The following is a 19,817-nucleotide window of genomic DNA, read 5'->3' as shown; positions in this document are numbered from 1 at the left end:
GTACTGGGTCAACGGGTCCGGGCGACCTCGTCGAGGGTCGTGTCGCCGGCGCGATACGGCTCGATCAGGGCTTTGAAGAGGTCGCTGGGCGGGAGGCCGAGCTCCCGATGGAGCATGGTTCGGAAGTAGTCGTACTGGCGGACAGCTTCGACGATGTCGCCGTCGTCGATGTGCGTCTGCACGATCACGCGATGGGCACTTTCGTGGAGTGGTTCGATGGCGGTCGCGGCGCGGGCGGCTTGCAGGGCCTCGTGGCTGCGGCGTTGGCGCCGGCGGTGGCTGGCGAGTGCGTCGAGCGCGCCGAGGCGGAGGTACTGCAGCTTCTCGCGGGCCGCGAGCACCCAGTCGTCGTACCAGCCTGGCAGCAGTTCAGCAGAGTGCAGCACGGCGTTCGCGGCCGCTTCCACCGCTTCGTCGGTGCTGTCCACGGCGTGGATCAGGACCTCGGCACCGGCTTGGAGGTTGTGCACGTCGACCGCGACCTCCGGCGACAGTGCAAGAGAGCAGTCGTCCACCTCGAGCAGAGGCGGTGCACCGGCATGCCGGTGGCGCAGCCTCCACAGAACTGCGCGCAGCCGTGCGGCGGCGACCTCGTCGGTGCAGTCGGGCCACAATGTGGCGGCCGCCTGTGTGCGGGCGCATCGGTGCTGCAGGGCCAGCAGGGCGATCAGATGTTGGGGACCTGACGGGAGCTTCACGACCTCGATCGCATCTGGCCGCCCATCCACAATCGTCAGGAACCAGTCGCCCAGAAGCTGCAACTGCACTGCTGATCCTACGAACGTCCGCACCGCCCGACCTCCCCTCGTCGAGGTGGCGGTGTGCGTCGCTGCGGTGCTCGCCTCCCTCGGCGTTGGAATCTCCCGCTGTGCGTGACAGCTACGACACCAAGTGCCACCGCCCCCTCTAGCACCATTGGGCAGCAAGCGCCGGATGTCAACACGGCATGCCGATCGCCGCCTCCTTGCTCGCGCATCCGGCGACCGCCGGCCGACAGGACGGCGCTACGTCGTCAGCCTCGGTGGGACTGCTCGATAAAACGTTCGAGCCAGGCCCGCACCTCCTGGTAGACGTCATCGGGCGAAGCCACGACGACGCTCGTCTGCTCGTCTCGGGCCAGGTCGGCCTGGCGGGTGATCCGGGCACGGATCCCGCTGTCCGCCAGGTCGCGCCAGACCCTGATCACCAACGCCGCGGCCTCGGGCGGTACCTGATCAGTCATCATCCACTCCCCCATGAGCCGGCCGAACCGTTGCCCCGGGCCCGCGGGTCGCGGGCAACCGGTAGACCCACGTTGAGGCAACGATCCAGGATGACAGCCCAGTCGGTCGACCCGCGGATTTCTGGCGACGCTGTGACAACGCCGGGACAACACTGTGACAACACGGTGAGGGCGAGCGCCGGGATGCACTGATCGTGAGCACCGGACAGGGTGGAGGAGGTGACTCATGAACGAGAAGCTGACAAGTGTGGAGCTCGACCTGGAGGAGGTCCAGGTTCTTCCGGAGCGCGAGGCGCTGGGTTCGTACAACTGGGCGAACATCTACGCGTCCAACACGGCGGTGGCGCTGAACGCGGCATCGCACTTCTCCGTGGCCAAGGCCGCGGCGCTGCAGTCGATCTACGTCAACCAGCACTAACGGGTTGGCCGGGGCGTGAGCGGTGGCTCGACCCACCGCTCGCGCCTCAGGGAGAAAGGGGACTCTAGATGACACGAGGCACGATCTCCTACAGCGAGCTCGCCGATCAGTCGGCCGAACTTCTGCCCGCCAGGGAGGCGCTCGCGTTGGTGAACTTCACCAACATCACAGCTGTCAACGTCGCCATCGCGGTGAACGCGGCGACGATCGGCTCGACCGCTGCCGCGTCCGCACTACAGGGTGTGGCCGTCTTCCAGCGCTGACCGGGACCACGCACGGAGGCGTGAGCGGCAACGCGGGCACGCCGCGAAGGCGGGATTTGTGACGACGAACGAACTGGTCGATCGCGCGGCCACGGGCCCGGCGGGAGCCGGGATCCGGCCCGGTCGCGCGGTCGGCCTTCGGTTGCTCGGACCCTACGAGGGATCGGGATTTCGTGACGACCGCTACCTGGTCGAGCGCTCCGACCGTCAGATGGTGATGCTCACCAAGCTGCTCTACCTGATCGTCGAGTACGCCGACGGCCACGCGTCCACCGATCTCCTCGCCAGCCGAGTCGGCCGCGCCTATGGACGGCACCTGGACCCGGCCGACCTGGTGGAACTCGTTCGGGCCAAGCTGGCACCGGCCGGCCTGGTCACGCTGTCGAAGGCTGAGCCGATCGGACAGCGGCGGGCCGATCCCCTGCTTGCGTTGAGTCTCCGCGGCGTCCTGCTCCCATCGGCAGTCGTCCGGAGCGTCGGCCGCGTCTTCGCCCCCCTCTTCCACCGTCCTGTCATCCTCGGCATCCTTGCGGCAGTCGTGGCGTTCGACGTATGGGTCCTGACGACCCTCAGCGCTGCCGACGTGTTCATCGCACTCATCGACCCAGCCGGCGTCCTGACGGTCCTGCTGCTCCTCCTGGCCGCAACGCTGTTCCACGAGTTCGGCCACGCCGCCGGATGCACGTACGGCGGTGCGCAGCCAGGACAGATCGGTGTCGGGCTCTACCTGTGGATCCCGGCCTTCTACACCAACGTCACCAGTGCCTACCGGCTGAATCGCGCCGGCCGACTCCGCACCGATCTCGGCGGCGTGTACTTCAACGTCGTCTTCATGGCAGCCGCCGCCGCGGCCTACCTCTGGACCGAGTGGCCGCCCTTGCTCGCGATCATCGCGCTGTCCCATCTCGAGATCGCCCAGCAGTTGCTACCGATCGTGCGCTTCGACGGCTACTACATTCTCGGCGACCTCGCCGGCGTACCCAACCTGTTCGGCCACGTCCGACCGATCATGCGCAGCCTTCTTCCGGGTCGCCACCACGACCATGGCGCAGGTCAGCTCCGGCTGCGGACCAGAGTCATCGTCACCGCCTGGGTGCTGGTCACTGTCCCCACGCTGCTGATCGGTCTGGGAGCACTGCTGTGGAACACCCCTGGCTACCTTTCCGCCTTCCTGACTCGGTCGAGCAGCATCTGGAACACCACGCGTGACTTGGTCAGCATCGGCCAGTTCGGCGCGGCAACCCTGTCTGCCCTGTCGCTGCTGGCCATCGCGCTGCCCATCGTCGGCATCGGACTCGTCCTGGGCAGATCGCTGCTCCACCTCGTCAGAGCACTGCACGCCCGCCGTACACCCATGCCCGTCGCCGCCGGCAGCAACTCGCCGGCCCCGGAAGCACCCCCCGTGGAGGGACCGATGACGATCACGAAAGCCTCCACCGAACTGGCCGCCGTCGACGGGCCCGCCGAACCACCCGGCGCAGCCGCGTTCAGCGAGGAGCAGATGCTGCGGCGCCGGACGCCGCCCGCCCACCACGGCTGGCGACACGGCCTCTACGTCGCGACCAGCGGCCGCGTGAACGTAGGGCCGAGCCCGGCCGAACAGCGCCAACTCGAGCAAATCGCCCGTGTCCGCACTCCCCTGCGCGCCCCCCGCCGCGTCGTCACCCTGAGCCGCAAAGGCGGCGCCGGCAAGACAACCACGACACTGATGCTCGGCCACACCCTCGCGGTACATCGCGGTGACCGCGTCGTCGCGTTGGACGCCAACCCCGACGCGGGATCGCTGATCTACCGGGTTCAGCGCGAATCGCCGGCGACCGTGACCAACCTGCTCGGTGAGCGCACGACGATCACCAAGTACGCCGACCTGCGGGCCTACACCTCGCAGACGCCGAGCCGTCTCGAGGTGATCGCGTCGGACGACGATCCGACCATCAGCCAGGCCCTCGGCGAACGGGACTACCGCGCTGCGCTCGACCTGCTCACCGTGCACTACAACCTGATCCTCGTCGACACCGGCACCGGCATCCTCGACAGCGCGGTCCAAGGCATCCTGCGGGAAGCCGACCAGATCGTCGTCGTGATGCCACCGGCCCTGGACGGAGCACGGGTCGCCGCGGGCACGCTGGACTGGCTCGACCAGCACGGCCACGGCGACCTGGTCGAGTCGGCAGTGGCCGTCATCAACACCACTCGGTCCCGGTCGCGCCGGATCCAGCTGGACGCGATCGAGAACCACTTCGCCGCCCGGTGCGCGGGCACCGTCCGCATCCCCTGGGACCCCGCACTCGACATCGGCGCCGCGACCGAACTGGACGAACTGCGTCCCGCGACCCGGGACGCCTACCTGGAACTGGCCGAGAAGGTAGCCACGGGATTCACCCACGACAGGTGACGGAAGGGCGACGAGATGAACCTCCACCGACGACTCGAAGCGACAGTGCTGGCCGTGTCCCTGCTCCTGGCCACGACTGCAGGGTCCGGCATGCTGCTCCAGCGGAAGGGCCAGGACTTCGACCTGGTCGCCTCCGCCAATCCGGCAACTCCCCACAGCTCCGACGTCGATCGCACCGCGATGTTCGACCGGGGACGTGGCAAGCGCACCCAGGCAGACGCAGTCGCGAGCTCCTCAGCCACGTGCAACGGGTGCTCGGGTACGGCGACCGCCGTACAGGTCATCTCCTTCGGCAAAGCCCGGAAGGGGACAGCGGACAATCTGGCGAACGCCTGGTCGACCTGCGACAACTGCCGTACGACAAGCGTCTCGATTCAGGTCATCCTGATCCGTCCCGGCACCACCGTCACCGCACGCAACCGGGCGCTGGCGGCCAACGTCGGGTGCAGCGGCTGCTCGACCACGGCCGTCGCGGTGCAACTCGTGGTGGTCACCACGAAGCGCGACGCACTGTCACGGCAGGCGCGCAAGGATCTCGAGGCATTGGCCGCACAGCTGGAATCCGAGCTACCAGGAGCGACCCGCACCAAGGCAGCCCGCACCGCCGCGGCCAAGAACAAACTCGGTCTGGCACGCATCCAGACCCTGGTTCGCCAGGAACTCAAGCCTTCGGAGATCCGCCCGAGCTTCACCCTCAAGACCGGATGACAGGGGAACCACCCATGCCTGTCCGCGGACTCATCACGGTCGCACTCGCGATCGCCGCCTCGCTCGTACCCCTGCAATGCGAAACCGTCGAGACCCCCTCCCGCAGCACGACCAGCAGAAGCCCCGCGAAAGAGCCATCGGCGACCTCGCGGGCCGTCGTCAAGATCACGGCATCGGACAGCGTCTGCTGGTCCGGCCAGCTGGGCACCCGCTCGAGACGCGGTTGTGGGAGTGCGACCGTCCAGATCAAGGACTCCAACGGCACCTACACGGTCTACCTCGTGAAGACCAAGGGCAACGGCAGCCTCAACCTCGCTCTGAGCGTCAACGGCAAGACTGTCCAACGCGGATCGATGTCCGGATCCACCAGCATCGTCTCGATCAGCTACGCCAGCAGCTAGCCCAATGAGAGGTGTCTCGATCAGTGTTTGAGGAGGGACTCGGCGAGTTCGGCGGGGCGGGTGAAGCAGGCTTCGTGGCTGCCAGGTGTCGGTACGGGCGCTACCCCGAGCCGCTCGGCGAATCGGTTCCAGCCGTATTCGCCGGGCGGCAGGGCCAAGTCGTCCTCGCCGAGTAGGTAGGCGACCGGAACGCCGAGGGTGTCCAGGTCGAGCGGCGCGACCGGCTCGGTGAAGTACTGCATCGGTTGCGGGAGCAGGAGGCTGTGCACCAGCTGCTGCACGTCTTCGGGTGCGTCCGGCATGAACGCGGCTTGCCACACCTCGTACGGCATCGCGACCGAGCTGTTGCCGGAGGCAGCAGCCTGTCCGTCGAACAAGGCTTGGTAGTGGGGCGGCACCTCGTCGTACAGGCTCCGGCCCTCGGCCGGGACGAAGGCGCTCCAGAACACCAGCTTGCGCAGCCGGGGCGCGAGCCGCGGCGCCGCGCCGGCGATCACGTACCCGCCCCAGCTGTGCCCGACCAGAGTGACGTCGTGCAGGTCCTCCCGCTCGACCAGCTCGACGACCGAGTCGACGACGTCGGTCAGCGTGTACGACGTGGGGCCGTCACCGTCGGCCAACCCGGGCAGGGTCGGCGTCAGCACCCGTTGACCGGCGGCCCGCAGGTGCTCGGCGACCGGCCGCCAGGCCCACCCGCCATGCCAGGCACCGGTGATGAGGACGAACGTTCCAGCCATGACGCACTCCTTACGACGGACTGCTGGAATCGTGCCACCACGCTCGACGCTCGTCAATATTTTGACACACTTCAGAGTGAGCAGAAGGGCTGGGAACCCCAGCCCTCCTGAAAGAAGGTCAGCCGACCTCGGCCATGATCTCGTCGGAGACGTCGAAGTTGGCGTAGACGTTCTGGACGTCGTCGCTGTCCTCGAGCGCGTCGATCAGGCGGAAGATCTTGCCGGCGCCGTCGGCGTCCAGCTCGACCGTCATCGACGGGACGAACTGCACCTCGGCCGACTCGTAGTCGATGCCGGCGTCCTGCAGCGCGGTCCGCGCCGCGACCACGTCGGTCGCCTCGGTGACGACCTCCCAGGACTCACCGAGGTCGTTCACCTCCTCGGCGCCGGCCTCGAGCACGGCCTCCATCACGTCGTCCTCGGACAGCGACTTCCCGTCCTGGTCCTTGGCCAGCACGATGACGCCCTTGCGGTTGAACAGGTAGGCGACCGAGTTCGGGTCGGCCAGCGAGCCGCCGTTGCGGGACATCGCCGTCCGGACGTCCGCGGCCGCGCGGTTGCGGTTGTCGGTCAGGCACTCGACCAGCATCGCGACGCCGTTCGGGCCGTAGCCCTCGTACATGATCGTCTGGTACTCCGCGCCACCGGCCTCGGCGCCGGAGCCGCGCTTGACCGCGCGGTCGATGTTGTCGTTCGGGACCGAGGACTTCTTCGCCTTCTGGATGGCGTCGTACAGGGTCGGGTTCCCGCCAGGGTCGCCACCGCCCATCCGGGCGGCCACCTCGATGTTCTTGATCAGCTTCGCGAAGAGCTTGCCGCGCTTCGCGTCGATGACGGCCTTCTTGTGCTTCGTGGTGGCCCACTTGGAGTGGCCTGACATGGCGAACCCAACCCTTCTACAGCTGCTACCGACTCAGAGGCTGCGGACCAGCTCGGCGAAGTAGCCGTGCAGCCTGGCGTCCCCGGTCATCTCCGGATGGAACGACGTGGCCAGCAGCCGATCGTGACGAACCGCGACGATCCTACCCGCGGCCGGGCCCGAGCTCACCGTCGAGAGTACCTCGACGTCCCGTCCGACCCGCTCCACCCACGGTGCCCGGATGAACACCGCGTGGTACGGCGTGTCGAACGCGGCGAACTCGAGGTCCGCCTCGAACGAGTCCACCTGCCGCCCGAACGCGTTCCGCCGGACCGTCACGTCCAGCCCGCCGAGCGTCTCCTGGCCCTCGATCCCGCCGGTGATCTCGTTCGCCAGCATGATCATCCCGGCGCAGGTGCCGAACACCGGCATCCCGTCCGCGATCCGCTTCTGCAGCGGCTCGAACAGCTCGAACGCGCGGGCCAGCTTGTCCATCGTGGTCGACTCGCCACCCGGCAGCACCATCGCGTCGACCCGCTCGAGCTCGGCGGGTCGCCGTACCGGCACTGCCTCGGCGCCGACCTGGTTCAGCATGGCCACGTGCTCGCGCACGTTGCCCTGCAGCGCGAACACCCCGATCACGGTCACAGCGTCACCCTTCGTTGCCAGTCGAGAGTCACCTCGATGCGGCCCTCGTCGAAGACCGCGGGGAGGTCGTGCTGGTGCAGCAGCGCCAGCACGTCCTCCAGGAGCGGTTCACCCGGCGCGACGTTGGCGGTGTCGGGGTGCCAGACCTTCAGCTCCAGCATCCCGAAATCCACCGCGTGCCAGACGTCGGTGTCGGTGAAGAACACCAGGCCCTTCGGATCCGCGGCCGCCTCCAGCGCCTGCCGGGCTGCGTGGTGGTCCGACGTGTAGCGGACCACCACGACCCCGCGGGACTCCAGCTCGGCCAGTACGGCGTCCAGCCGGTCCGGATCCGTGGTCGCGGGCCAGCCTGCCGCCTCGGCGTCGAGGTCGATCACCGCTTCACCGATCAGCAGCGGCACGAGCGCGGCCGCGTCCATCGACGGTGCGTCCTCCTGGACAGCCTCCGTCAACGCGGCCGTGATCGCCGCGTGGTCGGCGTACCCGGACCGCACCAGGACGCGGGCCAGCCCGCGCAGCTCGCGGGCCGTCCGCTCGTCCACGGACTGCAGGCCGTTGGTCACCAGCCGCGCTCGGCGAGGCGGTGCGGCTGCGGGATCTCGTCGACGTTGATGCCGACCATCGCCTCGCCCAGGCCGCGGGACACCTTGGCGATCACGTCCGGGTCGTCGTGGAAGGTGGTCGCCTTCACGATCGCCTCGGCACGCTGCGCCGGGTTGCCGGACTTGAAGATGCCGGAGCCGACGAACACGCCCTCGGCGCCGAGCTGCATCATCATCGCGGCGTCGGCCGGGGTGGCGATGCCGCCGGCGGTGAACAGCACGACCGGGAGCTTGCCGGCCTGCGCGACCTCCTTGACCAGCTCGTACGGCGCCTGCAGCTCCTTGGCCGCGACGTACAGCTCGTCCTCCGGCAGGTTCTGCAACCGGCGGAGCTCCTGGCGGATCTGGCGCATGTGGGTGGTCGCGTTGGAGACGTCACCGGTGCCGGCCTCGCCCTTGGAGCGGATCATCGCCGCGCCCTCGGTGATCCGGCGCAGCGCCTCGCCCAGGTTGGTGGCGCCGCAGACGAACGGAACCGTGAAGGCCCACTTGTCGATGTGGTTGGCGTAGTCGGCCGGGGTCAGCACCTCGGACTCGTCGATGTAGTCGACGCCCAGGCTCTGCAGCACCTGCGCCTCGACGAAGTGACCGATCCGGGCCTTGGCCATCACCGGGATCGAGACCGCGTTGACGATGCTGTCGATCATGTCCGGGTCGCTCATCCGGGAGACGCCACCCTGTGCGCGGATGTCAGCCGGGACCCGCTCCAGCGCCATCACCGCGACCGCGCCGGCGTCCTCGGCGATCTTGGCCTGCTCGGCGGTGACCACGTCCATGATCACGCCGCCCTTGAGCATCTCCGCCATCCCGCGCTTGACCTTGGCGGTTCCGGTCTGGGGGGTCTGGTTCTCCGTCACTACATCCTCCTGGTCGTGGGGCACACGTCCAGATTAGGGCGACCGCGGCACCGATCCTCAGTCCACCTCGGATCAAGTGGACTGAGCCATCGCCTGACCAAGCCGGGCGACCACAAGCCGCAGCGTCGCAGGCGGGGCGGTGAACGGAATCCGGATGTGCCGCCGGTCGGTCCCGTCCGGCGTGAACAGGTCGCCTGCGCCCAGCAGCAGGCCCTGCTCGCGGGCCTTGTCCAACACTCTGCGTGCTCTGGTCTCGGTCAGCTCCAGCCACAGCGTCATGCCACCGGTCGGCGTGGGCCAAGCCACGCCGTCGAGTGTCCTCAGTCCACTCTCCAGCGCTTGGAGATTGGCTCTGAGGCGGGTACGGCGTCGGCTGATCACCCGGTCGAGGCGGCCGATGATCGCCTGGGCCAGCAGATCGTCCAGAGCGCTGGGCGACGCGACGCTGAGCTGTGCGGCGGTGTTGATCCGTCTGCGGAGCTGCTTGCCGGTGCGGACCCAGCCGACGCGCAGTCCGCCCCACACGGTCTTCGACAGCGAACCCACACTCACAGTGCGTGGGTAGCGACTCAGTGGCTCGGCCTGCTCGCCACTGGCCAGCCACAGTGGCCTCATCGTCTCGTCACTGATCAGGGCGGCGCCATAACGCCGGGCGATCTCGACTACCGCCGTACGTCGGTCTGGCGGAAGGCTGAGCCCGGTCGGGTTGTGGTTGTCGGCCTGGAGGTAGATGACCTTGGGGCGGTGCCGTCGGCAAAGATGCGTGAGTTGGTCGGTGTCCCACACGCCGGCGGGCCAGCCGGCGACGTCCAGACGGTGTTTGCGGAGCAGGTCGAAGGCAGCCGGATACGTCGGTGTCTCGGTGATCGCGACACCCGGACCGAGGTCCAGGCCGGCTAGTGCGGCGTTTAGTCCGGCAGCTGCTCCGACAGTCAACGTGAGTTGGTCGGGCTCGGTCGGTACGCCCTCGCTGGTGAGCCTGGCCGCCAGCGCAGTACGCAGCTCCAGCGAGCCGCCCGGAGGCGGGCCGTCGCCACCCATGGCGTGTGGCAGCCCGTCCTCGACGATCTGAGCAGCCACCTCCGCCACGTCGTGCGGTGCGGCAGTCGTGGCGAAGCGTAGGTCCAGCACTGGCTGGTCCCCCGCGGTCACGGTCGACGCCGGCGCGATCGGGTCCAGCAGGCGGTCGAGCGGCCGCACAACCGTCCCGGAGCCACGCTTGGTCTCCAGTACGCCGTCCTGACGCAGCTGATCAAGCGCGCGTACGACGGTCACGCGGCTGAGCCCGAGCCGGTCGGCCAGCACGCGCTCCGACGGCAACCGGGAGCCGATCGACAGGTCGCCGCGCTCGATCCGGCGCAGCACCAGGGCCTCGACCTGCTCGGTCTTGGTCCCGTCCACCGGGTCGAGATCACTCTCCCGCCACATAAGTCCAGTGTCACACAACTGGCCTGACGAACCGACTCTCACCTCGCACCCACCCTCTCCGGGCAGAAGACACTGGCCTGGGCGCCCTTCAGCCGACTTTGAGCACCGTTCGTGCACTCTCGGCGTCCGGGAATGCTCGAGCGGTGCACAAAGTGGGGTGGCCGGAAGTGTCGGCGGTGGGTGTGATGATTCGGGGGTGGACGAGCGGTGGGCGATTGCGCCGGAGGAGGGTGGCGGAGCTGTGCTCGTCGCCCTGCGTCCGGACGGCACGCCCGCCGGCCCGGTGCTGCACGAGCCCGACCTCGTGACCGCCGTCGCCTCCCGTCCACAAGTGTCCCGATGGGTCTGGCGAGCGACCTCAGGCATCTATCCACGCTTGCTGGAGAACGGCGTACGCGTCGAGCGCTGCTACGACATCGAGAACAGCGAAGGCCTGCTCCTCGGCCACGAGGGCCGACTGGGTGAGCCGCGATCAGCAGCCGCGGCGTGGGCGCGGTTGACCGGCCGGCCCGTGCCACCCGATCCGCCGCTGCGTCCCGTCGTACCAGGTGAGCAGTCGTCGCTGTTCGAGATCCAGGAGGAGCCGGTCCCCTTCGAGGGCCTCCTGCAGGTGTACGCCGACCAACTTCGACGGCACGGGGATGCCGAGCACCCGGACCGGATGCGGTTGCTCACGGCATCGGAATCGTCCGGGATGCTGATCGCGGCCGAGATGGACCGCGCCGGGTTGCCGTGGAGTGCCGACGCGCATCGCGCCTTGCTGACCGAGTTGCTCGGCGAGCGGTTCGGCGGGACCGGGGAGCCGCGGCGGTTGACCGAGCTGGCGGACGAGGTGTCGGCGGCTTTTGGCCGACGGGTGCGGCCCGACTTGCCGGCCGACGTACTGAAGGCCTTCAAGTCGGCCGGGTACCAGTTGAAGTCGACGCGGCGGTGGGAGCTGGAGACGATCGACCATCCGGCGGTCGCGCCGCTGATCGAGTACAAGAAGCTCTACCGCATCTACACCGCGAACGGCTGGACGTGGCTGCAGGACTGGGTGCACGACGGGCGGTTCCGGCCCGGGTTCCTCCCGGGTGGGACGGTGTCCGGCCGCTGGGTCACCAACGGCGGCGGCGGTCTGCAGATCCCGAAGGTCATCCGCCGCGCGGTGGTCGCCGACCCCGGCTGGCGCCTCGTCGTCGCCGACGCCTCCCAGCTCGAGCCGCGCATCCTCGCCGCGATCTCCCGCGACCCGGCCCTGATGGAGGTCGCGAGCTCGCCCGGCGACCTCTACAAGTCGGTGTCGGACGCCGCGTTCTCCGGTGACCGCGCGATGGCGAAGCTCGCCGTACTGGGCGCCATCTACGGCCAGACGTCCGGCGACGGCTTGAAGAACCTCGCCATGCTCCGCAAGCGATTCCCACAAGCAGTCGCGTACGTCGACGACGCCGCCCGCGCCGGCGAAGAAGGCCGCCTGGTCCGCACCTGGCTGGGCCGCACCTGCCCACCCGCCGGCACCCCACTGGACGCAGCCCTCCTCGAAGGGCCCGGGGTGGACGAGCAGCCAACCGACGCCCGCCACGCCCGAGCCCGCGGCCGCTTCACCCGCAACTTCGTAGTCCAGGGCTCCGCCGCCGACTGGGCCCTGCTGATGCTCGCCGCCCTCCGCCAATCCCTGGCAGGCATGAAGTCCGAGTTGGTCTTCTTCCAGCACGACGAGGTAATAATCCACACCCCCACCGAGGAAGCCGACCTGATCCCCGAGGCCATCCAATCCGCCAGCAACCTAGCCGGCACCCTGACCTTCGGCCCCACCCCCACCCACTTCGCCTTCACCACAACAACAGTCAAGACCTACGCCGACGCGAAGTAGCAGCTCTCCTACAGGTGGGGTGGGAGGTTGTACAGGGTGAAGGTGGTTGTTTCGAAGGCGGTGATCTCGGCTACGCGGCCTGCTTCTATGCGGAAGATGTCGAAGGCGAACGGGTGGAAGGTTGGTTGGCCCGGTGGTTGGAGGTAGGCGGCCAGGGTCGGTTGGAGGTTGAGGGTGGTGGGGAGGAAGCGCCAGGTGCCTCGGTAGGCCGTGCCCGCGGGGGTGAGGTTGGCGGTCAGGGAGCGGATGGCGTCGGCGCCTTCGAACCAGAAGGGGTACGGCGGCATCGTGATGCGGATGTCTTCGTGCATCAGGGCGGCCAGGGCGTCAGGATCGGCGGCGTCCCAGGCGGCCATGTATTTGCGGAGGAGTTGCTGCTCTTCGGTCGTTGCGGACGTGGCGGACCACGAGGAGCGATGGGGCGGGAGGTGGGTGCGGAGGACGGGGCGGGCTCGTTGCAGGGCTGAGTTCACAGCGGGAACAGTCAGGGAGACGGCTTCGGCGGTTTCGCGGGCGGACCAGCCGAGTACGTCGCGGAAGATCAGGACGGCTCGTTGACGCGGTGGGAGGTGCTGGATCGCCACGAGAAACGCCAGCTCGATGGTCTCTCGTCGTACGGCGACTGCGTCTGGCTCCTCGAGTCGGTTCAGGATCACGTCGGGGAAGGGCTGGAGCCACGGCAGGTCGTTCCGTGCGGGCAGGGCGGTGGCGGGGAAGGACGCGGGCTCGAGCTGGTACGGGAGGACTCGCTGGGGGCGTCGTACGTCGTCGATGCAGAGGTTGGTCGCGATGCGGTAGAGCCATGCTCGTAAGGAGGAGCGGCCTTCGAAGGTGTCGCGGGCACGCCAGGCGCGGAGGAAGGTTTCCTGGACCATCTCTTCGGCGTCGTCGTACGAACCGAGCAGGCGGTAGCAGTGCACGAGCAGCTCGGGGCGGTAGCGCTCGGCGGCCTCCTCCAGACTGGTCAACTGCCGTCCTCCAGTTCGATGGTCGAGGGCATGGGGGCGTGGCCTGCCAGGTGGAGCCAGCTGACGAGTCGGCGCCGGCGTAGGTCGCGCGTCGTGACCACGATGTCGTTGTGGAAGCGGCGGGCCAGCTGGACTCGGCGCATCGCGAGGCTCAGCTCCCCTGCCCACGGTTCTACGTCGGTGCCGGTGGCGTTGATTGCGCGGGTCAGGGCGGACTCGCGCTGCTCGCGGTCGTCCGGCGAGGCGGTCCGGGCTCGGTGCGCCGCGTCTAGTAGTAACAGGGACGAGGCCGGGTCGAGGATGCCGGCTCCGGCGAGCTCGGCGACCAGCGCGGCACGGCGAGCAAGCTCGGTCTCCAGCACTGCCCGCGAACTCTCGACCCGATGGTGCAGCCGATCCAGCCGGCCCGCAGTCCAACTCGCGTAGGCGCCAACCAACAGCAACACCAGGGCGACAGCAATCAGAACCCAGGTAAGACTCACGAGTCGGCAGCAGGTTGGTCGATCGGCTGGGCTGCGGGGAGGTTGATGCGGAAGGTGCAGCCGTTGGCGGTGTTGTTGGCGGTGATGGTCCCGTTGTGGGATTCGACGAGGCCGCGGGCTATGGCTAGGCCCAGGCCGGCGCCGCCGGCGGAAGGGGTTCGTTGGGTGTCGCCGCGCCAGCCGACGTCGAAGACGCGGGCCAGGTCCTCGTCGGGGATGCCGCCGCACGCGTCGTTCACCGCGAGGCTGACCTGGCCGTCGGGCGTGCGATCGACTGCCACGGTGACAGCCTCCTCGGGCTTGGTGTGCCGTACGGCGTTGTCGACCAGGTTGGTGACAGCACGGGTCAGCTCGTCAGGATCCCCGTCGACGGCCAACCGATCGTCGCCCGGCGCCGCGACCGCCAACGTGACCCCGACCGAGCGGGCGTGCTCAGAGTTCTCCCCGACAACGTCATCGACCAACTCCCGCAACGACACAGCCATCCGACGCCGCGGGGCAGGTGCGGACGACAACCGCGACAGCTCGAAGAGGTCGTCCACCAACCCGGTCATCCGAGCGACCGTCGCCCGCATCTGCCGCAACGCACCCGGTACGTCGTCGATCACACCGTCCTCGAGTCCTTCCGACACCGCCCGCAACCCGGCCAGCGGCGTCCGCAGGTCGTGCGACATGAACGCGACCAGCTCCCGCCGACTCGCCTCCAGCGCACGTTCGCGCTCATGCGACGCCGCGAGCTTGCGACGCGTCATCTCCAACTCGTCGGTCAACGCGGCCAGCTCAGCCGGCACCGTGCTTTTCGAACCAGCAGCAGCCGGTTCGTACGACGTACCAAGATGACGCAGTCGTCGCCCGACATCACGCGAACCGGAGCTCACCCAGCGACCGAGCAGCACCGACATCGCCAGCCCCAGCAGTGCCGCGAACGCCAGCGTCCACAGCACCACCCACGAGTCGTGCTCCGAGATGAACATCGCCCGCACACTCTGCACGACAGCAGCCAACGCGGCGGCCATCGGCACGAGGGCGACGACGATCATCGTCGTTCGCAGCGAGCGCCGCCGGAACTGCCACAGGATCGCAGCCCCGACTGCCGCGACGATCAGCGTCCACAGCGTGGTCAGCGCCAGGATCGTGAGCATGTCGCGGTTCATCCCGATTCACCCACGAAGCGGTAGCCGGTCCGCGGCACGGTCAGCACCAGCTTGGGATCCGACGGGTCGGCCTCGATCTTCTCCCGCAACCGCCGGACGTGAACCGTCACCGTCGACGAGTCCCCGAAGTCCCAGCCCCAGACCCGGCGCAGCAGCTCGACCTTCGTGTACGCCTTGCCCGGATGCGACACCAGATACGTCAGCAGGTCGAACTCGCGATGCGTCAGCGCCAACTCGGAACCGTCCAGGTAGGCGATCCGGGCCGCGGTGTCGATCGTGATCGGCCCGGCAGAGATCTTCGTCGGCGTCAGGTCGAGTCCGGCCAGCCGCTCCTCCCGCCGCAGCATCGCCTGCACCCGCAGCGTCAGCTCCCGCGGGCTGAACGGCTTGACCACGTAGTCGTCCGCCCCGACCTCGAGCCCGACCAGCCGGTCCTCCTCCTCGCCCCGCGCCGACAACATGATCACCGCGGCGCCGTCGTCGGCCGCACGCATCCGGCGCAGCACGTCCAATCCGGACAGTCCCGGCAGCATCACGTCCAGTACGACGACCGACGGCTTCCACTGCTGCCACACCTCGACCGCCGCGACGCCGTCCGCCACCACGCGGGCGTCGTACCCGGCCTTGGTCAGGTACGCCGAGACGACGTTCGAGACGGTCGGGTCGTCGTCCACCACCAGCACACGAGTAGCCACGGCTAGAGCGTAGATCGTCCGCGTCGAAAGATCACAGCCTGTAACGAGTTTGAGGAATCAGCGACCGCCTGCCAATACTGTCCGGCGTGACCAAACGCATCGCCCTCGCGACCTCGGCCGACCACCCGGGGCTGCACGAGCACGACCTTCCCCTCGTCGACGCACTCCGCAAGGCCGGTCTCGACCCGGTCGCCGTGGTGTGGAGCGACCCGACGGTGGACTGGTCGTCCTACGACGCCGTCCTGCTCCGCTCGGTCTGGGACTACCACCTGAGGTACGACGAGTTCACCGAGTGGCTCGCCGTCGTCGACAAGGCCGGCGTGCCGATGCTGAACGACACCGGTCTGGTCCGGTGGAACGGCGACAAGCGCTACCTGCTCGAACTGCGGGAGCGCGGGGTCGCGATCGTGCCGTCCCAGATCGCCGCCGGCGACTGCCTGCGCGAGGTCGTGACCGGGCTCGCCGGCCAGGAGGTCGTGATCAAGCCGACCGTCGGCGCCGGCGCCACGCACACGATCCGCGGCCTTGCCGGATCCGCCGAGCTGGACCAGGCGCTCGCGGACCTCCCGGACGAGGTCTACCTGGTCCAGCCGTTCCAGCCGCAGGTGCAGACCGACGGCGAGTGGTCGCTCGTCTTCATCGACGGCGAGTTCAGCCACGCCGTCGTCCAGCACCCGGTGGCTGGTGACTACCGGGTGCAGCTGATGTACGGCGGGACCGCGACCGCCGCCGAGCCGTCGGCCGCCGTACTCGACAGCGCCCAAGCCGTCCTGGAGGCAGCAGGCCGGCCGCTCTACGCCCGGGTCGACGGGCTGGTCGTGAACGGTCGGTTCCTGCTGATGGAGCTCGAGCTGATCGAGCCGTACCTGTTCTTCCCGCAGGCCCCGGCGGCCGTCGAGAAGCTGGCCGCCGCGGTCGCCGAGCGGGTCTAGCTCGCAGCCGTCTCCGGGTGCCCGCGGCGGCGGCCGTACAACAGGGTCTCGCCGGCCGCGGTGCCGGTGAACTTGGTCCGGCGAGCCCACTCGCGGCACTCGGCCAGCACCGGGCACGAGGTCAGGCAGAGCTGACGGGCCTTGCGCTGCTCCCAGGGCGTCGCCGTCTCGTCGTAGGCAGGCGCGTGCCCGATACAGGCGGCCCGGGTCATCCAGCGGTCGGCGGGATCAACGATCACTGTCAGGGTCGGCCTCATGACCGAAAACGGTAGGTACCGGGACCACCGGTCTGGACCGCGTCTCGGCATATGAGAGTAACTCGACTGACTTAGTAGAGAAATAGAGTCGGTGCCATGCCGACGTTCGAGGACATCCAGCAGGCCGCCGACCAGCTCGAGGGCCGGATCCACCGCACCCCGATCCTCACCTCGACCGCGCTGGACGAGCGCTTCGGCGGGACGATCCTGCTGAAGGCCGAGCTGTTCCAGAAGACCGGCAGCTTCAAGGTCCGCGGCCTGCTCACCAAGCTGCTCCGGCTCAGCCCCGAGGAGCGCGAGCGCGGCGTCATCACCGTCTCGGCCGGGAACGCGGCCGGCGCGCTCGCCTGGGCCGCCCGGAACGCCGGCGTCCCGGCCACGGTGGTGATGGCGAAGACCGCCGTACCGGCGAAGATCGACGCGGCTCGTGGGTACGGCGCCACCGTCGAGCTGGTCGAGGGCGACCTGATGGCGCAGTACGAGCGGATCCGCGACGAGCGGAAGCTGACCGGGGTGCACCCGTTCGACGACGAGGACGTGATCACCGGCCACGGCAGCCTCGGTCTCGAACTGCTCGCGGACCGTCCCGACATCGACACCGTGCTGGTCCCGATCGGCGGCGGTGGCCTCATCTCCGGCGTCGCCCTCGCGGTCAAGCTGGTCAAGCCGGCGATCCGGGTGATCGGCATCGAGCCCGAGCAGGCCGACGTGGTCAGCCGCAGTCTCGCGGCCGGCGAGCCGCAGAAGCTGCCGACCGCCCGTTCGATCGCCGACGGCCTGGCCGCGCCGGTCTGCGGCACGCGCAACTTCCCGATCATCCAGCAGTACGTCGACAGCGTCGTCCGCGTGAGTGAGGAAGCACTCCTGGAGGCGACCCAACTGGTGATGTCCCGCACGAAGCTCGCGCTGGAGCCGGCCGCGGCCGCACCGTTCGCGGCACTGCTGGAAGGCAGCATTCAGCTCGACGGAACCACGGCATCGATCGTCAGCGGCGGCAACCTGGACGTGTCGAAGCTCAAGCTCTAGCCGGCACCAGAGCATCGGACTTCACGCCGTCGCTCGGGTCGTCCACCACGTCACCCTGGCGGACCGGATCGTTCTCCGGGAGCAGGATGTCGCGCGCCACCACCAGCATCAGCCAGAGCGTCCCGGCCATCCGCACGATCACCGACAGCCAGTAGATCCGGTCGGGCTGCTCCGGGTTCCCGGGTGCGAGGAACTGGGCCAGATGCATCCAGACCAGCATCCAGTAGAAGCATTCACAGGCCTGCCAGATCAGCCAGTCCCGCAGCCGTGGCCGGGCGAGCGCCACCAGCGGCAGCAGCCACAGCACGTACTGCGGTGAGTAGACCTTGTTGATCAGCAGGAACGCCGCCACCACCAGGAAGGCGAGCTGGGCGAACCGCGGCGGCCGCGGCGCCATCAGGCCGAGGATCGCGATCGACAGGCAGAGCCCGGCGAAGATCACGAGGTTCAGCTGGTTGACGTCGGCGACCTCGTGCTTGGCCAGTTTCAGCACGTACCAGATCGAGCCGTAATCGCTCTCCCGCTGGTCGTTGAAGGTCCAGAACGACATCCACTCGTTCTTCGCCAGCAGGTAGATCGGCGCGTTCACCAGACCCCAGGCGAAGATCGCGGCCACCGTCGCCTGGAACCACGGCCACAGCTTGCGACCCCGGATGCACACGATCAGCAGCGGCCCGAGCAGCAGGAACGGGTAGAACTTGGCCGCCGTCCCCAGGCCGAGCAGGATCCCGAACCAGATCGGCCGGCCCCGCGACCAGGCGAACATCGCGCCGGCCGTCAGGGCGACCGCGAACAGGTCCCAGTTGATCGTCGACGTCACGGCGAGCACCGGCGCGGCGGCGACGTACAGGGCGTCCAGCGGCTGCCCACGGGCCGCGCCCGGGCGGGTCTCGACGCCGCGTGCGGTCGCGACGGTCAGGCCCACGATGATCAGCGCGCACAGGAACAGCAGCACGACGTTGACCACGAAGAAGACGCCCGCGGTGTCGCGCTTCTCCTCGACGGTCAGGTCCTTCTTCGGGTCGCCGGTGATCACCCAGGTGATCTGCGCCGCAACCTCCATGAACCCGCCGGTCAGCACCGGGTACTCCAGCACCGGGTAGTTGCCGGTGTCCAGGAACGGCCGGTTGCCCTCGGCGAAGCCGCGCTCCTGGTACAGGAAGCCGATGTCGGAGTAGCACAGCGCCTTGAACGGCCGCCAGCTCTGCCGGTCCCAGCCCGCCTCCATGCACGGCGCCTTCTGCAGCACACCGAGAGCGAACGTGACCGTGCACACCGCGAGCGCGATCCGCAGCGGCGTCCACCAGGACGAGCTCAGCCGGGCGAACCGGCCCATCGGCCCACCGAGGCCCACTGTCAGGCCCGCAAGGGACGGGTCGGCCTCTGAGGGGCTCAGCCGGTCCTTGGGGTCCTGGCTACGTGGTCCGGTCACGGGGGGCATCATCTCCTATCCGCTCGACCGACGACCAGGGAAGGTTACCCACCCCTCCCCAGCGTCGCCAGCAGCGCCGCGGCGCGCTCCGGATCCTCCCACCAGAACAGATGCCCGGCGTCGTCGAACAGCTCGACCTTCGCGGCCGGCACCAGCTCGGCCAGCCGGTGCGCGTTCACCACCGGGATACTCGCATCCGCCGTCCCATCCAGGATCAGAGTGTTGAATTTCACCTGCAAGGTGGTGGACCGGAGCTCTGCCGGGCCTGCAGCTTGGGCGTGGAGTAGAGGTGGGCGGCCGGCTCGGCTCCTTCGAGGAGGCCGAACAAGCGAGTCGCCACCTCGGCGCCGTACCCGACGACGTCGTGGCTCATCGCGGTCAGGGTCGGATGGGTGATCCGGCAGAGCGCCGAGTCGTCCCAGGCGATCAGCGTGACGTCGTCCGGGCAGCGGACTCCGAGGTTGCCGAGCGTCGACAGGCC

24 protein-coding genes are annotated in these 19,817 nt (G+C 68.8%); 8 read left to right on the top strand and 16 right to left on the bottom strand.

Annotated features, from left to right (window positions below; translation table 11 throughout):
• Nucleotides 1-8 precede the first annotated feature (8 nt).
• Both ACWCOV_RS34840 and ACWCOV_RS34835 read right to left on the bottom strand, forming a co-directional pair.
• Nucleotides 9-767 (bottom strand): AfsR/SARP family transcriptional regulator, encoded by a 759-nt coding sequence (locus tag ACWCOV_RS34840; protein ID WP_449833621.1) that lies wholly within the window; start codon nucleotides 765-767, stop codon nucleotides 9-11.
• 245 nt (nucleotides 768-1,012) lie between these two features.
• Nucleotides 1,013-1,222, bottom strand: a complete 210-nt coding sequence (locus ACWCOV_RS34835; protein WP_449833620.1) for a hypothetical protein — start codon at nucleotides 1,220-1,222, stop codon at nucleotides 1,013-1,015.
• A 226-nt stretch (nucleotides 1,223-1,448) separates the two neighbouring features.
• On the opposite strand from ACWCOV_RS34835, the gene ACWCOV_RS34830 reads away from it, so the two are divergent.
• From ACWCOV_RS34830 to ACWCOV_RS34810, 5 genes are all read left to right on the top strand, one after another.
• The gene (locus ACWCOV_RS34830) at nucleotides 1,449-1,640 is read left to right on the top strand and encodes a hypothetical protein (protein WP_449833619.1); all 192 of its coding nucleotides are present in this window, start codon (nucleotides 1,449-1,451) and stop codon (nucleotides 1,638-1,640) included.
• Nucleotides 1,641-1,708: 68 nt separating this feature from the next.
• Nucleotides 1,709-1,903: a hypothetical protein gene (locus ACWCOV_RS34825; protein WP_449833618.1), complete on the top strand. Its 195-nt coding sequence runs from the start codon at nucleotides 1,709-1,711 to the stop codon at nucleotides 1,901-1,903.
• A 58-nt stretch (nucleotides 1,904-1,961) separates the two neighbouring features.
• Entirely contained in the window at nucleotides 1,962-4,298 is a 2,337-nt protein-coding gene (locus tag ACWCOV_RS34820) for an AAA family ATPase (protein ID WP_449833617.1), read from the top strand.
• 54 nt (nucleotides 4,299-4,352) lie between these two features.
• Nucleotides 4,353-5,006 carry a hypothetical protein gene (locus tag ACWCOV_RS34815; RefSeq protein ID WP_449833616.1) on the top strand — a complete coding sequence of 218 codons (654 nt, stop codon included), beginning with the start codon at nucleotides 4,353-4,355 and terminating at the stop codon, nucleotides 5,004-5,006.
• A 14-nt stretch (nucleotides 5,007-5,020) separates the two neighbouring features.
• A complete protein-coding gene (locus tag ACWCOV_RS34810) occupies nucleotides 5,021-5,407 on the top strand; it encodes a hypothetical protein (RefSeq protein ID WP_449833615.1) in 387 nt (128 codons plus the stop codon).
• 20 nt (nucleotides 5,408-5,427) lie between these two features.
• Here ACWCOV_RS34810 and ACWCOV_RS34805 read toward each other — a convergent pair whose 3' ends face one another.
• From ACWCOV_RS34805 to ACWCOV_RS34780, 6 genes are all read right to left on the bottom strand, one after another.
• The gene (locus ACWCOV_RS34805) at nucleotides 5,428-6,144 is read right to left on the bottom strand and encodes an alpha/beta fold hydrolase (protein ID WP_449833614.1); all 717 of its coding nucleotides are present in this window, start codon (nucleotides 6,142-6,144) and stop codon (nucleotides 5,428-5,430) included.
• A gap of 118 nt (nucleotides 6,145-6,262) precedes the next feature.
• Complete coding sequence (locus ACWCOV_RS34800) at nucleotides 6,263-7,024, bottom strand: YebC/PmpR family DNA-binding transcriptional regulator (RefSeq protein WP_449833613.1); 762 nt, start codon at nucleotides 7,022-7,024, stop codon at nucleotides 6,263-6,265.
• 33 nt (nucleotides 7,025-7,057) lie between these two features.
• The gene (gene pdxT, locus ACWCOV_RS34795; protein ID WP_449833612.1) at nucleotides 7,058-7,651 is read right to left on the bottom strand and encodes a pyridoxal 5'-phosphate synthase glutaminase subunit PdxT; all 594 of its coding nucleotides are present in this window, start codon (nucleotides 7,649-7,651) and stop codon (nucleotides 7,058-7,060) included.
• Entirely contained in the window at nucleotides 7,648-8,214 is a 567-nt protein-coding gene (locus tag ACWCOV_RS34790; RefSeq protein ID WP_449833611.1) for a DUF6891 domain-containing protein, read from the bottom strand. Before ACWCOV_RS34790 ends, pdxT begins: the two co-directional genes overlap by 4 nt.
• Complete coding sequence (gene pdxS, locus ACWCOV_RS34785; protein WP_360530321.1) at nucleotides 8,211-9,110, bottom strand: pyridoxal 5'-phosphate synthase lyase subunit PdxS; 900 nt, start codon at nucleotides 9,108-9,110, stop codon at nucleotides 8,211-8,213. Before pdxS ends, ACWCOV_RS34790 begins: the two co-directional genes overlap by 4 nt.
• 72 nt (nucleotides 9,111-9,182) lie before the next feature.
• The gene (locus tag ACWCOV_RS34780) at nucleotides 9,183-10,538 is read right to left on the bottom strand and encodes an aminotransferase-like domain-containing protein (RefSeq protein ID WP_449833610.1); all 1,356 of its coding nucleotides are present in this window, start codon (nucleotides 10,536-10,538) and stop codon (nucleotides 9,183-9,185) included.
• A 196-nt stretch (nucleotides 10,539-10,734) separates the two neighbouring features.
• Here ACWCOV_RS34780 and ACWCOV_RS34775 point away from each other — a divergent pair, with 196 nt between their 5' ends.
• Nucleotides 10,735-12,390: a bifunctional 3'-5' exonuclease/DNA polymerase gene (locus ACWCOV_RS34775; RefSeq protein ID WP_449833609.1), complete on the top strand. Its 1,656-nt coding sequence runs from the start codon at nucleotides 10,735-10,737 to the stop codon at nucleotides 12,388-12,390.
• Between the two features lie 8 nt (nucleotides 12,391-12,398).
• On the opposite strand, the gene ACWCOV_RS34770 is transcribed toward ACWCOV_RS34775, so the two are convergent.
• From ACWCOV_RS34770 to ACWCOV_RS34755, 4 genes are read right to left on the bottom strand one after another with little or no spacing between them, the layout of a single operon-like run.
• Nucleotides 12,399-13,358, bottom strand: a complete 960-nt coding sequence (locus tag ACWCOV_RS34770) for an RNA polymerase subunit sigma-70 (protein ID WP_449833608.1) — start codon at nucleotides 13,356-13,358, stop codon at nucleotides 12,399-12,401.
• Nucleotides 13,355-13,804: a hypothetical protein gene (locus tag ACWCOV_RS34765; RefSeq protein WP_449833607.1), complete on the bottom strand. Its 450-nt coding sequence runs from the start codon at nucleotides 13,802-13,804 to the stop codon at nucleotides 13,355-13,357. Before ACWCOV_RS34765 ends, ACWCOV_RS34770 begins: the two co-directional genes overlap by 4 nt.
• 32 nt (nucleotides 13,805-13,836) lie before the next feature.
• Nucleotides 13,837-14,994 (bottom strand): sensor histidine kinase, encoded by a 1,158-nt coding sequence (locus ACWCOV_RS34760; protein WP_449833606.1) that lies wholly within the window; start codon nucleotides 14,992-14,994, stop codon nucleotides 13,837-13,839.
• Entirely contained in the window at nucleotides 14,991-15,689 is a 699-nt protein-coding gene (locus tag ACWCOV_RS34755; protein ID WP_449833605.1) for a response regulator transcription factor, read from the bottom strand. Before ACWCOV_RS34755 ends, ACWCOV_RS34760 begins: the two co-directional genes overlap by 4 nt.
• Before the next feature lie 86 nt (nucleotides 15,690-15,775).
• On the opposite strand from ACWCOV_RS34755, the gene ACWCOV_RS34750 reads away from it, so the two are divergent.
• Nucleotides 15,776-16,621, top strand: coding sequence for an ATP-grasp domain-containing protein (locus ACWCOV_RS34750; protein WP_449833604.1), 846 nt, complete (start codon nucleotides 15,776-15,778; stop codon nucleotides 16,619-16,621).
• Here the strand turns inward: ACWCOV_RS34750 and ACWCOV_RS34745 are convergent.
• A complete protein-coding gene (locus tag ACWCOV_RS34745; protein ID WP_449833603.1) occupies nucleotides 16,618-16,878 on the bottom strand; it encodes a WhiB family transcriptional regulator in 261 nt (86 codons plus the stop codon). The genes ACWCOV_RS34750 and ACWCOV_RS34745 overlap by 4 nt on opposite strands.
• A 96-nt stretch (nucleotides 16,879-16,974) precedes the next feature.
• On the opposite strand from ACWCOV_RS34745, the gene ACWCOV_RS34740 reads away from it, so the two are divergent.
• Nucleotides 16,975-17,904, top strand: coding sequence for a threonine ammonia-lyase (locus ACWCOV_RS34740; RefSeq protein ID WP_449833602.1), 930 nt, complete (start codon nucleotides 16,975-16,977; stop codon nucleotides 17,902-17,904).
• Here the strand turns inward: ACWCOV_RS34740 and ACWCOV_RS34735 are convergent.
• From ACWCOV_RS34735 to ACWCOV_RS34725, 3 genes are all read right to left on the bottom strand, one after another.
• A complete protein-coding gene (locus ACWCOV_RS34735; RefSeq protein ID WP_449833639.1) occupies nucleotides 17,894-19,345 on the bottom strand; it encodes a glycosyltransferase family 87 protein in 1,452 nt (483 codons plus the stop codon). The two genes, ACWCOV_RS34740 and ACWCOV_RS34735, sit on opposite strands and share 11 nt — an antisense overlap.
• Before the next feature lie 35 nt (nucleotides 19,346-19,380).
• On the bottom strand, nucleotides 19,381-19,569 hold the full coding sequence (locus tag ACWCOV_RS34730) for an alpha/beta fold hydrolase (protein ID WP_449833601.1): 189 nt from the start codon (nucleotides 19,567-19,569) through the stop codon (nucleotides 19,381-19,383).
• On the bottom strand, nucleotides 19,566-19,817 hold a 252-nt coding region (locus tag ACWCOV_RS34725), incomplete at its 5' end, for a substrate-binding domain-containing protein (RefSeq protein WP_449833600.1). The genes ACWCOV_RS34725 and ACWCOV_RS34730, both read right to left, overlap by 4 nt.

Source organism: Kribbella sp. NPDC002412 (genome assembly GCF_053592935.1).
The sequence above is the reverse complement of the archived record's forward strand: the minus strand, read 5'-3'. Positions and strand labels throughout refer to the sequence as shown.